Source organism: Pedococcus sp. P3_C7, from assembly GCF_056402615.1.
Genome location: NZ_JBFUHC010000008.1, coordinates 1 through 13,159, shown reverse-complemented (window position 1 = coordinate 13,159; position 13,159 = coordinate 1). Strand labels below are relative to the sequence as shown.

16 protein-coding genes are annotated in these 13,159 nt (G+C 71.7%); 10 read left to right on the top strand and 6 right to left on the bottom strand.

Annotated features, from left to right (window positions below; all coding sequences use genetic code 11):
- Window positions 1-15 precede the first annotated feature (15 nt).
- The 3 genes from AC1DS4_RS11885 to AC1DS4_RS11875 all read right to left on the bottom strand — a co-directional run bounded on the left by AC1DS4_RS11885 (window position 16) and on the right by AC1DS4_RS11875 (window position 2,520).
- A complete protein-coding gene (locus AC1DS4_RS11885; protein ID WP_477633262.1) occupies window positions 16-966 on the bottom strand; it encodes a proline dehydrogenase family protein in 951 nt (316 codons plus the stop codon).
- Window positions 967-1,063: 97 nt separating this feature from the next.
- The gene (locus AC1DS4_RS11880) at window positions 1,064-1,798 is read right to left on the bottom strand and encodes an ABC transporter permease (RefSeq protein WP_477613768.1); all 735 of its coding nucleotides are present in this window, start codon (window positions 1,796-1,798) and stop codon (window positions 1,064-1,066) included.
- Complete coding sequence (locus tag AC1DS4_RS11875) at window positions 1,795-2,520, bottom strand: ABC transporter ATP-binding protein (protein ID WP_477633263.1); 726 nt, start codon at window positions 2,518-2,520, stop codon at window positions 1,795-1,797. Before AC1DS4_RS11875 ends, AC1DS4_RS11880 begins: the two co-directional genes overlap by 4 nt.
- Window positions 2,521-2,523: 3 nt before the next feature.
- Between AC1DS4_RS11875 and AC1DS4_RS11870 the strand changes: the two genes are divergently transcribed.
- Complete coding sequence (locus AC1DS4_RS11870) at window positions 2,524-2,688, top strand: hypothetical protein (protein ID WP_477633264.1); 165 nt, start codon at window positions 2,524-2,526, stop codon at window positions 2,686-2,688.
- Here AC1DS4_RS11870 and AC1DS4_RS11865 read toward each other — a convergent pair.
- From AC1DS4_RS11865 to AC1DS4_RS11855, 3 genes are read right to left on the bottom strand one after another with little or no spacing between them, the layout of a single operon-like run.
- Window positions 2,673-3,266 carry a TetR/AcrR family transcriptional regulator gene (locus AC1DS4_RS11865; RefSeq protein WP_477633265.1) on the bottom strand — a complete coding sequence of 198 codons (594 nt, stop codon included), beginning with the start codon at window positions 3,264-3,266 and terminating at the stop codon, window positions 2,673-2,675. The two genes, AC1DS4_RS11870 and AC1DS4_RS11865, sit on opposite strands and share 16 nt — an antisense overlap.
- On the bottom strand, window positions 3,263-4,081 hold the full coding sequence (locus AC1DS4_RS11860; protein WP_477633266.1) for a sugar phosphate isomerase/epimerase family protein: 819 nt from the start codon (window positions 4,079-4,081) through the stop codon (window positions 3,263-3,265). Before AC1DS4_RS11860 ends, AC1DS4_RS11865 begins: the two co-directional genes overlap by 4 nt.
- Before the next feature lie 23 nt (window positions 4,082-4,104).
- Window positions 4,105-5,031 carry a Ppx/GppA family phosphatase gene (locus tag AC1DS4_RS11855; RefSeq protein WP_477613772.1) on the bottom strand — a complete coding sequence of 309 codons (927 nt, stop codon included), beginning with the start codon at window positions 5,029-5,031 and terminating at the stop codon, window positions 4,105-4,107.
- A gap of 132 nt (window positions 5,032-5,163) precedes the next feature.
- On the opposite strand from AC1DS4_RS11855, the gene AC1DS4_RS11850 reads away from it, so the two are divergent.
- The 9 genes from AC1DS4_RS11850 to AC1DS4_RS11810 all read left to right on the top strand — a co-directional run bounded on the left by AC1DS4_RS11850 (window position 5,164) and on the right by AC1DS4_RS11810 (window position 13,076).
- Entirely contained in the window at window positions 5,164-5,670 is a 507-nt protein-coding gene (locus AC1DS4_RS11850; protein ID WP_477613773.1) for a hypothetical protein, read from the top strand.
- A 3-nt stretch (window positions 5,671-5,673) separates the two neighbouring features.
- Window positions 5,674-6,342 (top strand): matrixin family metalloprotease, encoded by a 669-nt coding sequence (locus tag AC1DS4_RS11845; RefSeq protein ID WP_477633267.1) that lies wholly within the window; start codon window positions 5,674-5,676, stop codon window positions 6,340-6,342.
- 8 nt (window positions 6,343-6,350) lie between these two features.
- Entirely contained in the window at window positions 6,351-7,397 is a 1,047-nt protein-coding gene (locus tag AC1DS4_RS11840) for a hypothetical protein (protein ID WP_477633268.1), read from the top strand.
- Window positions 7,398-7,538: 141 nt separating this feature from the next.
- A complete protein-coding gene (locus AC1DS4_RS11835) occupies window positions 7,539-8,339 on the top strand; it encodes a DUF3109 family protein (protein WP_477633269.1) in 801 nt (266 codons plus the stop codon).
- Window positions 8,336-9,064 (top strand): class I SAM-dependent methyltransferase, encoded by a 729-nt coding sequence (locus AC1DS4_RS11830; RefSeq protein ID WP_477633270.1) that lies wholly within the window; start codon window positions 8,336-8,338, stop codon window positions 9,062-9,064. The genes AC1DS4_RS11835 and AC1DS4_RS11830 overlap by 4 nt, the downstream gene beginning before the upstream one ends.
- Before the next feature lie 107 nt (window positions 9,065-9,171).
- Window positions 9,172-9,600: an SRPBCC family protein gene (locus tag AC1DS4_RS11825; protein WP_477633271.1), complete on the top strand. Its 429-nt coding sequence runs from the start codon at window positions 9,172-9,174 to the stop codon at window positions 9,598-9,600.
- Window positions 9,601-9,670: 70 nt separating this feature from the next.
- The gene (gene radA / locus AC1DS4_RS11820; protein WP_477633272.1) at window positions 9,671-11,056 is read left to right on the top strand and encodes a DNA repair protein RadA; all 1,386 of its coding nucleotides are present in this window, start codon (window positions 9,671-9,673) and stop codon (window positions 11,054-11,056) included.
- Window positions 11,057-11,100: 44 nt separating this feature from the next.
- Window positions 11,101-12,177, top strand: coding sequence for a DNA integrity scanning diadenylate cyclase DisA (gene disA, locus AC1DS4_RS11815; protein ID WP_477613780.1), 1,077 nt, complete (start codon window positions 11,101-11,103; stop codon window positions 12,175-12,177).
- Window positions 12,174-13,076, top strand: coding sequence for an HhH-GPD family protein (locus tag AC1DS4_RS11810; RefSeq protein WP_477646044.1), 903 nt, complete (start codon window positions 12,174-12,176; stop codon window positions 13,074-13,076). The genes disA and AC1DS4_RS11810 overlap by 4 nt, the downstream gene beginning before the upstream one ends.
- The last annotated feature ends 83 nt before the right edge of the window (window positions 13,077-13,159 follow it).

Sequence of the window (13,159 nt, the reverse complement as noted above, 5' to 3'; positions counted from 1 at the left end):
GGAGGTGTGTGCGCCTCAGTTCTTGGTGGCGAGACCGCGCAGGAAGAACACCGTGTTGGCGGGGCGCTCGGCCATCCGGCGCATGAGGTAGCCGTACCACTCCTCGCCATAGGGGATGTAGACCCGCATCTGGTTGCCCCGGTCGGCGATCCGCTTCTGCTCCTCGGGCCGGATCCCGTAGAGCATCTGGTACTCGTAGCTGTCGGCGTCGCGCTGGTGGTGCGATGCCAGCGCACCGGCGATCTCGACCAGCCGCGGGTCGTGGCTGGCCACCATCGGGTAGCCGTCGCCCGCCATCAGGATCTTGAGGCAGCGCACGTAGTTCTGGTCGACGTCCGAGCTGCTCTGGTACGCAACGGATTCGGGCTCCTTGTAGGCACCCTTGCACAGCCGCACGCGGCTGCCCTCGTGGGCCAGGTCGCGGCAGTCCGCCTCGCTGCGGTGCAGGTAGGACTGGATCACGGCGCCGACCCACGGGAAGTCCTGGCGCAGCTCGCGCAAGGACTCCAGCGTGGCGTCCGTCGTCGTGTGGTCCTCCATGTCGAGGGTCACCGTCGTGCCGGCGTTCGCCGCCGCCTGGCAGATCTCGCGGGCATGGTCGAGGGCGATCTTGTGACCGTCGCCGGGGAGGTACTGGCCCAGCGCGGACAGCTTGAGGCTGACCTCGCCCATGCCGTGCTGCGACAGGTCGGCGTCCGCGAGCGCCTCGAGCAGCTCGATGTAGTGGTCACGGGTGCGGATCGCCTGGGTGAGGTCGGCGGTGTCCTCGCCCAGGTAGTCGATCGTCGCGAGCCGGTTGGTTGCGCGCAGCTCGGCGGTCGCGCTGACGGCGTCCTGCGTGCGGTCGCCGGGGACGAACCGCCTGACCACGCTGCGGCTCACCGGCGCCTTCTCGATCGTCTGTCGCACAGCGCCGCTCTTGGAGAGCTGGAGCAGGCTGTTGCGCAGCAGGTCACTGGCGTCCACGTGAGTCCTTCCGACCGGGCGCCGCGGAGGTCGCGGCCGCCGACAAGGCTAACCGCCAACCAGCAGGTATGCCGCGCCGCGGGGTGCCGCGCCCGCCTCAGGCGGTGCGGCGACGCAGGGTGAGGCTGCCGAGGACCAGCGCGACCAGCACCCACAGGCCGATGACGGCAGCGTCCGCGGTCACGTCGGCGCCCGGGGTGGGGCTGGACGTCACCGACTTCATGGCGTCCACGGCATACGACAGGGGCAGCACGTCGGAGAGCCAGCGCAGGACGTCCGGCAGCCCGTCGCGGGCCACGAGCAGTCCGCACAGCAGGAACTGCGGCAGCACGAACGCCGGCATGAACTGCACCGCCTGGAACTCGGTGCGCGCGAAGCCGCTCGCGAGCAGGCCCAGCGCGGTCCCCAGCAGGGCGTCGAGCACGGCCACCACCACGAGCTGCCACGCGGGACCGGCGACGTCGAGGCCGCACACGTAGACCGCGAAGGCCGTCGCGATCAGGGCCTGCAGGACCGCCATCACCCCGAAGGCGAGGGCGTAGCCGAACATGAAGTCCCCCTTGCCCATCGGCGTGGTGAGCAGCCGCTCGAGGGTCCCCGACGTCCGCTCACGGAGGGTCGCGACGCTCGTGACGATGAACATCACCACGAACGGGAACACACCGAGCAATGGTGCCCCGAGGCCGTCGAAGACCGGGGTGCCGTTGAAGATCCAGGCCAGCAGGCCGATCAGCACGCAGGGGACGACGAGCATCAGCCCGATGGTCCGGTGGTCGGCACGCAGCTGGGCCAGGACCCGGCCGGCCGTGACGAGGGTGCGGTGGGCGTTCATCGGGCAGTCTCCTCGGCGCGGTCGATCAGGGACAGGAAGGCGTGCTCGGCGTCGTCGGCGCCAGTGCGGGCGAGCAGCTCGGGCAGGGTGTCGTCGGCCATGATGCGACCCTCACGCAGCAGGAGCAGGCGGTCGCAGCGACTCGCCTCGTCCATCACGTGGCTCGACACCAGCAGCGAACGCCCTTGGCCCGCAAGGCGTTTGAACAGCTCCCACAGGTCGCGCCGAAGCACCGGGTCGAGGCCGACCGTGGGTTCGTCGAGGACCAGCAGCTCGGGGTCGCCGACGAGCGCGGCCGCGAGCGAGACCCGTGACCGTTGCCCACCGGACAGGCGACCGACCAGGGAGTCGGCGTGGCTCGTGAGGTCGACGGCCTCGATGGCCTCGTCGGCTGCCGTCGGGGCCGCCCCGAGTATGTTGGCGAAGTAGCGGACGTTGGCCCGCACGGACAGGTCGTCGTAGACGCTGGGCGTCTGGGTGACGTAGCCGATCCGGTTGCGCAGCGACGGCGAGCCCGCGGGCTCCCCGAGCACCGTGACGTCGCCGGACTCGACGATCTGGACCCCCACGACCGCCCGGATCAGGGTCGACTTGCCGCTGCCGCTGGGCCCCAGCAGTCCGACCACCTGGCCGGCCGGGACCGACATGGTCAGGTCGGGCAGCACCTCACGACCGCCGCGCACCACGCGGAGGTTCGTGATCTCGATGGCGTTTTTCATCATGCGATGAATATAGCGCTGCTCCTTCGCCCGGACAAGACCTTTGTCAGCCGCCGCCGGACGACCATGGCCGGGGGCGGGGCGACAGGCGCGAGCACGACCCAACCCGCGCACCTGCCGAGCCTGGTCGTCCGCCGGTATGCCGCGGAGTCGCCCTACGGGGCGAGGTAGCGCTGGATCGTGGGCCCGACCAGAGCGGCCAGCTCGTCGTGCTCGGCGTCCACCACGGCCGGGAACTCCACGATGTAGCGCATCATCGCCAGCCCGACCATCTGGGACGCCGCCAGACCGGCGCGCAGCTCGAGGTCGGCCGGCCGGTCGCCATCGGCTGCCATCGCCTGCAGCACCCTGCCGAAGACCTCGCGGGTCAGGAACTCGCGCAGCATCCGGGTCGCCTCCTCGTGGCTGACCGCCGCCCGCATCAGGGCCTGGAAGCGCTGCCTCCCGTCCTCGGAGTCCCAGACCGCGAGGAAGGTCCGCACCAGCGCCTCGCCCACCTGGTCCCGTGGCCCCTCGACCACGGCGCTGATCAGGGCCGCGGGGTCGGCCGGGATGTCCATCACGGCCGCGAACAGCTGCGCCTTGCCGCCGAAGTAGTGGTGCACCAGGGCCGGGTCGACCGCAGCCCGGCGGGCGATGCCACGCAGCGAGGTGCCGTCGTAGCCCTGGTCGGCGAAGTCGACCCGGGCGGCCTCGACGATGGCCTGGCGCGTGTCCACACCTCCGGGGCGGCGTCCACGGGGGCTCATGACGCGCCGACCGTCGTCGCGGTCGCGAGGTGCAGCCGGGCGAACGCCAGCGACTCGGCGAGGTCGACCTCCCGCTGCTCCTGGGTGAGCTTGCGGGTCCCCACCTCGACGACGACCGACCCCGAGAACTGTTGCACCGCAAGCATTTCGAGGAACTCCGCGCAGGGCTGGGTGCCGCGCCCGGGGACGAGGTGCTCGTCCTTGAGGGAGCCCAGGCCGTCGGCGAGGTGGACGTGGGCGAGCCGGGGCCCGAGTGCCGCGGCCATGGCCATGGCGTCGGAGCCCGCCGTCGACGTGTGCGAGAGGTCGAGGGTGACGTTGTCGTAGGCCTGGGGCACCGGGTCCCAGTGCGGTAGGTAGGCCTCGAACTCCCGCTGCCGGGCGCGCCAGGGAAACATGTTCTCGACGGCCAGTGCGACGCCGGTCTCGTGCTCGCGCACCGCCACCCCCTCGACGAACTCGCCGGCGTACTCCTTCTGCCACCGGAAGGGTGGGTGCAGCACCACCGTTGACGCCCCCACCTCCTGGGCCAGGGCGATCGAGTTGTCCACCTTGGTCCACGGGTCGGGTCCCCAGATGCGCTGGGTGAGCAGGAGCGTGGGTGCGTGCACCGACACGACGGGTATGCCGTGGAGCCGGGACAGCGCCGCGAGCGCGCCGGCCTCCTGCGAGACGGGGTCGGTCCAGACCATCACCTCGACGGCGTCGTAGCCGAGCCGGGCCGCCGTGGCGAAGGCCGACGCGCAAGTGTCCGGGTAGACCGACGCGGTCGAGAGGGCCACCGTGGCTCCTGGGATCGACACGGCTTGGGCCATGCACCGAGCCTACCCAGCGCGGGTCAGCGCATCGCGTCGAGTCGGCTCAGGATGACCCCCTCGCGCAGCGCCCAGGGGCAGATCTCGAGGCGCTCCAGGCCGAGCAGGTCCATCGCCGCCTCGGCCACGAGGGCACCGGCGAGCAGCTGTGGCGAGCGACTGGCCGAGACGCCCGACAGCCGCTCCCGCTGGTGTGCGGTCATCCCGCCGAGGTCGGCGACGAGCGAGGCGAGCGCGCTGCGCTCGAGGCTGCGCGCGGCATACGGACCGTCGCTGCTCGGTGCCGCGCCGGTGACGCGGGCGAGCGAACGCATCGTCTTGGAGGTGCCGACGGCACGGTCGGCGGTCCCGGCCTTGGCCAGGGGCCGCATGGCCGCGGCCATGCGCAGCCGGATGGCCCGGCGCGCCTCCCTGACCACCTCCGCCGTCGGCGGGTCACCGGGGAGGAGGTCGCGGGTCAGCCGCCCGGCCCCGAGGGGGAGGGAGACGGCGGCGTCGGGGTCCTCGTCCATGCCGGCGGCGAGCTCGAGCGACCCGCCACCGATGTCGACCACGAGCAGCGTGCCGCTCGACCAGCCGAACCACCGACGTGCGGCCAGGAAGGTCAGCCGCGCCTCGTCCTCACCGGAGAGCACCTGGAGCTCCACCCCGGTCCTCGCGCGCACGCGGGACAGCACCTCCTCGCCGTTCGGAGCCTCACGAATCGCACTCGTGACGAAGGCCATCACCTCCTCGACGCCCTGGTCCTCCGCAACCGTCAGGCACTCGCCGATGAACTCGATGAGCGCGGCCTCGCCCGACTCGGCGATGTCACCGCCGTCGGTCACGTGTTCGGAGAGCCGCAGCTCGATCTTGTGCGAGGTGGCGGGGAGGGGCTGGGCCCCGCGATGGGCGTCGACGACGAGCAGGTGGACGGTGTTGGAGCCGACGTCGATGACCCCGAGGCGCATGGCTGCACGGTATCGGCTGAGGTGGCCGGCCACTGGGACGGTTCACCGCAGAGGTATCACGAAGACCTTCCCGAGCCTCCTTGCCTGCGGGGACGGGGCCGTCGGGGCCTTGTCGAACAGGGGGGAACAAGCATGGATGCAGACCTGCGTCTGGACGGGAACACCACGACGGCCCAGGGGGACGTCTTCAAGACGACCGCCGCCGATGTCGTCATCGACGCGCCGAGCCGTCGCTCCACCGGTGCTGGGCAGCGCCGCGCGATCGTGCACGACTTCAAGGACGGCATGACGCTGAACTGGGACTCGGACTACCCCGGTGGCGTCACGGTCGAGGGGTTCCGGCTGACCTGTCACCAGGCCGACGTGGTGCTCGACCACGCGGCGCGGCGCAAGAGCTCCACGCCGTGGCGACGGGCACTCGTGCACGACTTCGACGACGGCCTGACCATCAACTGGGCGCACGACTACCCGGGCGGGGTGACCATCAACGGACCCCTGAAGATCAACGGGGCGGTCGTCGTCAACGGCACGCTGACGGTGAAGAGCCCGTTCGGCCACCTCAGCCTCGAGGACACGCTCGCCCGCTACAGCGACCTCATCAAGCACCTCGACGCCAGAATCAAGAAGCTCGAGGGCTGACCCGTGGCCAGCCTTCGCCAACGCGCCGCCTGCATCGGCATCGCGACGTCGCCACTCTCGGTCCGCCGTGACTTCATGGGGCAGCTGACCAACTCGGTCCCCGTGTCGCTGAAGACCCAGCTGGACCGGCTCGGGAGCAAGTTCGTCCACGTGAACTGCATCCAGGTCGGGTCCGACCAGTTCACCTTCAACGACGCGGTGGAGATCGACCGCGCCGTCGCCAAGACCCGGGACCTGTATGCCGGTGCCGGCCGGTCGATGGGGGTCGGGCGGATCCAGCACTTCGTCATCTCGACCGGCGACGCCAACGGGCGGGACGTCATCAACTCCGACGGGGAGGCCGAGACGCTCACCGACGAGTGGACCGTGCCCAACGACGCGCTGGACCTGTTCTTCGTCCGGATGTACGTCGGCAGCACCGCCGGCCTGTCCCGGGTCGACGGTCCGTGCGACAAGAACGCCAAGGGGATGGACGGCAGCGTCGTCGAGATGAACGCGGGGGGCGGGGTCTCCGACTTCGCCACTGCGCACGAGCTGGGCCACTACCTCGGCCTCAGCCACCGCAACAGCTCCACGGCCCTGATGAACCCGACGATCCCCAACGGGGGCGTCATCACCACGTCCGAAGCCGACAACATGCGGGACCACTGCCGCATGAAGAACCCCTGCTAGGAGGCGACATGTCAGTCATCATCGGGTCCCGCAAGGACCGCACCGTGTCGGGGGCCATCGCGGCCCTCGCCGGCAAACCCACCACACTGACCCCCGGGGCAGCGATCGCCATCCTGTCCGAGGCGGCCGCCGCCGGCCCGGAGAAGGTCGCCGGGCGCCGGGCCACCAACGCCCTGGCCAAGGTGGTCTCGGACCATCACGAACCGCAGGTGCGGGTCGCTGCGGCCAAGGGCCTGGCACAGGTGCAGTCAGCGACCTCGCTGCGCGCCCTGCGCAAGGTGGTCGACCAGGCCGAGGACGGCCAGCTCGTCGCGGCGGCGTCCGCAGGCCTCACCAACCTGGGCGCTCGCAGTGACGTGCGGCGACTGCGGACGGCGAGCGAGCTCGCTGACTGGCCGCACGCCAGCACTCGCGCGAGCGCCTCGGCACGCCTGCTCGCCCACCGGGTGGGAGCGGCCGTCGACCCGGCCGACCCCCGACAACAGCTCCCCGGTGAGACCGCTCCGGTGCTGCCGGTGACGGCGCGGGTCAAGACCCGCGTCAAGCCGGTCGAGCTTCCCGTCGCGCGGAAGGCCGCCACCGCGGACCTGCCCTGGCGGTCGCTGGTGCCCGAGGGCGCCGCGCCCGTGGGTGCGTTCAGCTGTGGGGACCGCACGCACGTGGTGCTCGCAGGCAAGGACCCGGAGTCGCTCGCGTCGGCGCCCGGCATCGCCGGCGCGCTGCTCGGCGTCAACGAGTCGATGGGCACGACCTTCGTCCGTTGGGTGGTGCTGACCCGGCCCGACGGAGACGGCCTGGCCGTGACCGTGGCGCGGCCGACCGGTGAGGTCGGCTTCGTGGGCCGGGGCACGGTCGTCGAGGGCGGGCTGTCGGTGACCGTGGACGCGGTCGACACCCCGGGCGCCACCGCGGCCCACGTCACGGTGTCACTCGTCGGCGGCAAGCTGGAGGTCGACGGCCGCACCGAGAAGGGCATCACGACGCCGCGGCGGCAACCGGCGCCGGTGCCCCTGCAGTTCGACCCCTCCGGTCCGGTGCCCGCACCGATCGGCTGAAGGCCCGCGCCCGGGAGGCGGTGCGGCGCCTCCCGGGGAGGCGGTCTGCCGCCTCTCGGGCGGCGGTCTGCCGCCTCTGGGGCACGACCGGCATACGGGCCACGCCGAGTGCGGCGCACTGCGCGACGTAAGGTTGCGAATGTGCCTGAGACCCCGCTCGACACCGCCCGCATCTGGGTGGAATTCACCGATCCCGCCGACACGGGCCAGCGGTTCCGCTGCGACCTGACCTGGCTGACGTCGAGCTGGACGTGCATCTTCGGCAACGGCTGCCAGGGGATCTACGCCGGCCGACCGGACGACGGGTGCTGCACCCTGGGCGCCCACTTCACCGACGACGACGACGTCAAGCGGGTCAAGAAGGTCGTCAAGGAGCTCGGCGAGGACGAGTGGCAGCTGCACCCCGGCTCGACCAAGCTCGCCGCCTGGACCGAGAAGGAGGACGACGCCCTCAAGACCAAGGTCGTCGACGGCGCCTGCATCTTCCTCAACCGGCCGGGGTTCCCCGCCGGTGCCGGCTGCGCGCTGCACCAGCACGCGGTGCTCACGGGCAAGGAGCCGCACACCGTCAAGCCGGACGTCTGCTGGCAGCTACCGATCCGCCGCACCTACCGCAAGGTGGAGATGCCTGACGGGTCGAGCTGGCAGGAGGTCACCATCACCGAGTACGACCGCCGCGGCTGGGGGCCCGGTGGCCACGACCTCGACTGGTACTGCTCGAGCAACCCCGAGGCCCACGTCGGCCGGGAGCCGGTGTTCCGCAGCAACCGCGCTGAGCTGGTCGAGCTGATGGGTGAGGACGCCTACGCCGAGCTCGAGATCCGCTGTGAGGCGCACCTCGCGAGCGTGAAGGCTGCCCGAAACGCCTACTCGCGCAAGATGCTCCCCCTCCTGGTGCATCCCGCGACGCTGGCCGCGCAAGAGGCCCGCAAGTCCCGATGAGCTCGACGCCGGAGCCGCCGGAGCCAGCAGGTCCGCCAGCGGAGCTGACACGCAGCCCCAACATCTGGGACTCCCCTGACGTCTACGAGGTCGAGAACCTCGGCGTCGACCGCGCCGGGCTCATCGAGGCCGCGATGGCGTCGCTGCACCCGTTCGCCGGCGCGGACCTCGTCGACGTCGGCTGCGGGACCGGGTTCCACCTGCCCCGGTTCGCCTCGCTCGGCTGCGCGAGCGTGGTCGGCGTGGAGCCGCACCCTCCACTGGTTTCCCTTGCGGAGCAACGCATCTCAGGTATGCCGGACGTGCGGGTCGTCGAGGGTGCCGCCCAGTCCCTGCCGCTGGCCGATGCCTCCATGGACATCGCCCATGCCCGGTGGGCCTACTTCTTCGGCGCCGGCTGTGAACCCGGCCTGCGCGAGCTGGAGCGGGTCCTGCGACCCGGTGGGACGGCATACGTGATCGACAACGACGCCACCCGCTCGACCTTCGGCAGGTGGTTCACGCGGGCCAACCCCTCCTACGATCCCGTTGCGGTGGAACGTTTCTGGGCCCGCCAGGGGTGGTCACGCGAGCGGCTGGTGATCGACTGGGAGTTCGACTCGCGCGAGGAGTTCGAGTCGGTGGTGCGGATCGAGTTCCCCGAGACGGCAGCGGAGGGCATCCTCGCGGAGCACGAGGGCACCGGGGTCGACTACGCCGTCAGCCTGTGGTGGCGCCACTACTGACGCGGTGGTGTCGACGGCCACCCGGGTGACGCCCGAGGTCTGGACACGGGCACCGTCGGGGGACAAGGTGGATGGAACCGGACACCCCGGACCCCCCAGGAGGCACCATGACCGACCACGTGGCCACTGCCAGCACCACCATCGACGCCGACCCCGACAGGGTCTGGCAGGCGATGACCGAACCCAAGCTCGTCGCCGAGTACATGATGGGCAGCGAGGTCGCCAGCGACTGGCAGCCCGGCAGCCCGATCACCTGGACCGGGGAGTGGGAGGGCAAGCCCTACCAGGACAAGGGCGAGGTGCTGCAGGCCGAGCCCGGACGGCTGCTCGAGGTCACCCACTACAGCCCGATGACCGGGGACGAGGACATCCCCGAGAACTACCACCGCGTGCGCTACGAGCTGTCGCCGGACGGTGGGGGCACGACGGTCCAGCTCACCCAGGACGGCTGCGACAGCGCCAAGCAGGCCGAGCAGTTCTCGCAGAACTGGCAGGGCATGCTCGACGGCCTCAAGAAGGTCGCCGAAGGGCACTGAACCACTGGGCTCCGGCAGGTCGCGCGGCCGGTCCGCAGGCCTGTCGGTGCCGCGCCGTAGGTTGTCGTGCATGGCAGCGAAGACGACGACCAGGTCGAGCGGTTTCCGCTGCTCCGAGTGCGGCTGGACCGCCGTGAAGTGGGTCGGCCGCTGCGGCGAGTGCCAGTCCTGGGGCAGCGTCAGCGAGATCGGCGCCGTCACCGTGCGCACCACCGCTGCCGCCCGCGTGGAGCGGCCCGCCGTGCCCATCGGTCAGGTCGACGCCCGTCGAGCCGAGGCGGTCAGCACCGGCGTCAGTGAGTTCGACCGGGTGCTCGGCGGCGGCCTCGTGCCCGGGGCGGTGGTGCTCGTGGCGGGCGAGCCCGGCATCGGCAAGTCCACGCTGCTGCTCGACGTGGCCGCCCGCGCGGCCAGGTCGGGCAACGGCCGCACCGTCCTCTACGTCACCGGCGAGGAGTCCGCGGCCCAGGTGCGGATGCGGGCCGAGCGGATCGAGGCGATGGCCTCCTCGTTGTTCCTGGCGTCGGAGACCGATCTCGCGACCGTGCTCGGCCAGATCGACGCGGTGCAGCCCGACCTCGTGATCGTCGACTCCGTGCAGACGATCTCCAGCGGCGACGTCGAGGGGTCGGCCGGCAACGTCACCCAGGTCCGTGAGGTCGCGGCCTCCCTGATCCAGGTGGCCAAGTCACGCGGGATCGCCACCCTCCTGGTCGGCCACGTGACCAAGGACGGGTCGATCGCCGGCCCCCGCGTCCTCGAGCACCTCGTCGACGTGGTCGTGCAGTTCGAGGGTGACCGGCACTCCCGCCTGCGCCTCGTGCGGGCGGTCAAGAACCGCTACGGCCCCACCGACGAGGTCGGCTGCTTCGACCTGTCCGACATCGGCATCGTGGGGCTGGCCGACCCCAGTGGGCTCTTCCTGTCTCGGGGCACCCTCAGCGTGCCCGGCACCTGTGTGACCGTGACCCTCGAGGGTCGCCGGCCGCTGATGACCGAGGTCCAGGCGCTGGTCGCCAAGAGCGAGATCCCCACGCCGCGGCGCGCCACCAGCGGGTTGGACTCGGCCCGGGTCGCGATGATCATCGCCGTCCTGGCCAAGCGAGCCCAGGCGCCCATCGGCAACGCCGACGTCTACCTCTCCACGGTGGGCGGTGTGCGGCTCACCGAGCCCGCCTCCGACCTGGCGATCGCCCTCGCGGTGGCCAGCGCCGTCAAGGACCAGCCGCTGCCCGACAACGCCATCGCCTTCGGTGAGCTCGGGCTCGCCGGCGAGATCAGGCCGGTGACCGGCATACCCCGTCGGTTGGCGGAGGCGGGACGACTGGGGTTCCGCACCGCCTACGTCCCCTCGGGCGTCCTCGGCACGGCCCCGACGCCCGAGGGCATGCAGGTGATCGAGTGCGACGACATTCGGACCGCGGTGCGCGCGGCGCTGCAGCCCGTGCACAGTTAGACTCGCGCCAGACCGACGCCAGCGGCACCAAAGGGGTTTGACCAGTGGATCTTCGCGAGGACGAGGTGCTGCGCGCCACCCTCGCCGCCGTGGCACCCGGCACCGAGCTGCGTGACGGGCTCGAGCGCATCCTGAGGGGGCGCACCGGTGCCCTGATCGTCCTCGGCCACGACCGGACCGTGGAGCAGCTGTCAACCGGCGGCTTCCCGCTCGACGTCGAGTTCTCCGCCACCCGCCTGCGTGAGCTGGCCAAGATGGACGGCGGGATCGTGCTCGACCGTGAGGCCTCGCGCATCCTTCGGGCAGCCACGCAGCTGGTCCCCGACCCCTCGATCGAGACGAGCGAGTCGGGCACGCGTCACCGCACCGCCGAGCGGGTCGCCAAGCAGACCGGCTACCCCGTCATCTCGGTGAGCCAGTCGATGCGGATCGTCGCGATCTACGTCGACGGCCGCCGCCACGTGCTCGAGGACTCCAGCGCGATCCTCTCCCGCGCCAACCAGGCACTGCAGACCCTCGAGCGCTACAAGTCGCGCCTCGACGAGGTCACCGGCACCCTTTCGGCCCTCGAGATCGAGGACCTCGTCACCGTCCGCGACGTCGCCAGCGTGCTCCAGCGCCTTGAGATGGTGCGGCGGATCCGCGACGAGATCTCCGGCTACGTCGTCGAGCTCGGCGTCGACGGGCGCCTGCTCACCCTCCAGCTCGAGGAGCTCACCGGCGGCCTCGGCAACGACCGCGAGCTCGTCGTCCGCGACTACCTCCCCGTCACCAAGACCGACCTGACGCTCGACGAGGCGATGGCCGCCCTCGAGGAGCTCACCTCCACCGAGCTGCTCGACCTGTCCGCCGGGGCCAAGGCCGTCGGGTTCGCGGTCGGCGGCGACTCCCTCGACTCGGCGGTGAGCCCGTGCGGCTACCGCCTGCTCACCAAGGTGCCCCGCCTCCCCGGCGCGATCGTCGACCGGCTGGTCGAGCACTTCGGCAGCCTGCAGAAGCTGCTGGCCGCCAACCTCGAGGAGCTCATGGACGTCGAGGGAGTCGGCGAGGGCCGGGCCCGCGCCGTCCGCGAGGGCCTGTCCCGGCTGGCCGAGTCGAGCATCCTCGAACGCTACGTGTGAGCACCCGCACCGCTCCTGAGCACCTGCACCACCGGGTGCTGGAGTGGTACGCCGTGTCCGCCCGCGACCTCCCGTGGCGCCGTCCGGACGCCACTCCCTGGGGCATCTTCGTCTCCGAGATCATGCTCCAGCAGACCCCCGTGGTCCGCGTCGAGCCGGTCTGGCGCGAGTGGCTGGCGCGCTGGCCCACGCCGGGCGACCTGGCGGCCGACCCGCCTGGTGAGGCGGTCCGCGCGTGGGGCCGACTGGGTTACCCCCCCCGGGCCCTGCGGCTGCACGCCGCCGCCGTGGCGATGACCGAGCACCATGCGGGAGCCGTCCCCTCGACCGAGGTCGAGCTCCTCGCCCTGCCCGGGGTCGGGACCTACACCGCCGCCGCCGTCGCCACCTTCGCCTTCGGCGAGCGGACCACGGTCGTCGACACCAACGTGCGCCGCGTGCTGGCCCGCGTCGTGGCAGGCGAGGAGTATGCCGCGCCGTCACCGACCAGGGCCGAGCTCACCGTTGCCGCCGGCCTCGTGCCGATCGATGCCGCCGAGGCCCGCACGTGGAGCGTCGCGGTGATGGAGCTCGGAGCACTCGTCTGCAGCGCCCGGTCGCCGCGGTGCTCGGACTGTCCCGTGGCGGACCTGTGCGCCTGGCAGGYCGCCGGCCGGCCGGCACACCGAGGTCCGGCCCGCAAGGGCCAGGCCTGGGAGGGCACGGACCGCCAGCTGCGTGGGGCGCTGCTCGCGGTGCTGCGCGCGAGCGACACGCCTGTGCAGCGCGCCACGCTGGAGGCCTTGTCCGACAACGAGATCCAACGCGAGAGGTGCCTCGACTCACTGGTCGCGGACGGTCTGGTCGAGCCGCTCGCAGGCGGTCGCTACCAGCTGCCCGCATCGCGCGAGGCGAGCTGAGACCTCGATGTCACCCAGCGACGAGGACGACGGCCGGGGACGCGATGTCGGTGGCGGCTCAGGGCCGGGGGGGGGGGGGGGGG

Excerpts from the sequence above, each read along its gene's own strand:
- AC1DS4_RS11880 (WP_477613768.1), bottom strand. The coding sequence starts at position 1,798 with ATGAACGCCCACCGCACCCTCGTCACGGCCGGCCGGGTCCTGGCCCAG.
- AC1DS4_RS11875 (WP_477633263.1), bottom strand. The coding sequence starts at position 2,520 with ATGATGAAAAACGCCATCGAGATCACGAACCTCCGCGTGGTGCGCGGC.
- AC1DS4_RS11870 (WP_477633264.1), top strand. The coding sequence starts at position 2,524 with ATGAATATAGCGCTGCTCCTTCGCCCGGACAAGACCTTTGTCAGCCGC.
- AC1DS4_RS11865 (WP_477633265.1), bottom strand. The coding sequence starts at position 3,266 with ATGAGCCCCCGTGGACGCCGCCCCGGAGGTGTGGACACGCGCCAGGCC.
- AC1DS4_RS11860 (WP_477633266.1), bottom strand. The coding sequence starts at position 4,081 with ATGGCCCAAGCCGTGTCGATCCCAGGAGCCACGGTGGCCCTCTCGACC.
- AC1DS4_RS11855 (WP_477613772.1), bottom strand. The coding sequence starts at position 5,031 with ATGCGCCTCGGGGTCATCGACGTCGGCTCCAACACCGTCCACCTGCTC.
- AC1DS4_RS11850 (WP_477613773.1), top strand. The coding sequence starts at position 5,164 with ATGGATGCAGACCTGCGTCTGGACGGGAACACCACGACGGCCCAGGGG.
- AC1DS4_RS11840 (WP_477633268.1), top strand. The coding sequence starts at position 6,351 with ATGTCAGTCATCATCGGGTCCCGCAAGGACCGCACCGTGTCGGGGGCC.
- AC1DS4_RS11830 (WP_477633270.1), top strand. The coding sequence starts at position 8,336 with ATGAGCTCGACGCCGGAGCCGCCGGAGCCAGCAGGTCCGCCAGCGGAG.
- AC1DS4_RS11825 (WP_477633271.1), top strand. The coding sequence starts at position 9,172 with ATGACCGACCACGTGGCCACTGCCAGCACCACCATCGACGCCGACCCC.
- radA (WP_477633272.1), top strand. The coding sequence starts at position 9,671 with ATGGCAGCGAAGACGACGACCAGGTCGAGCGGTTTCCGCTGCTCCGAG.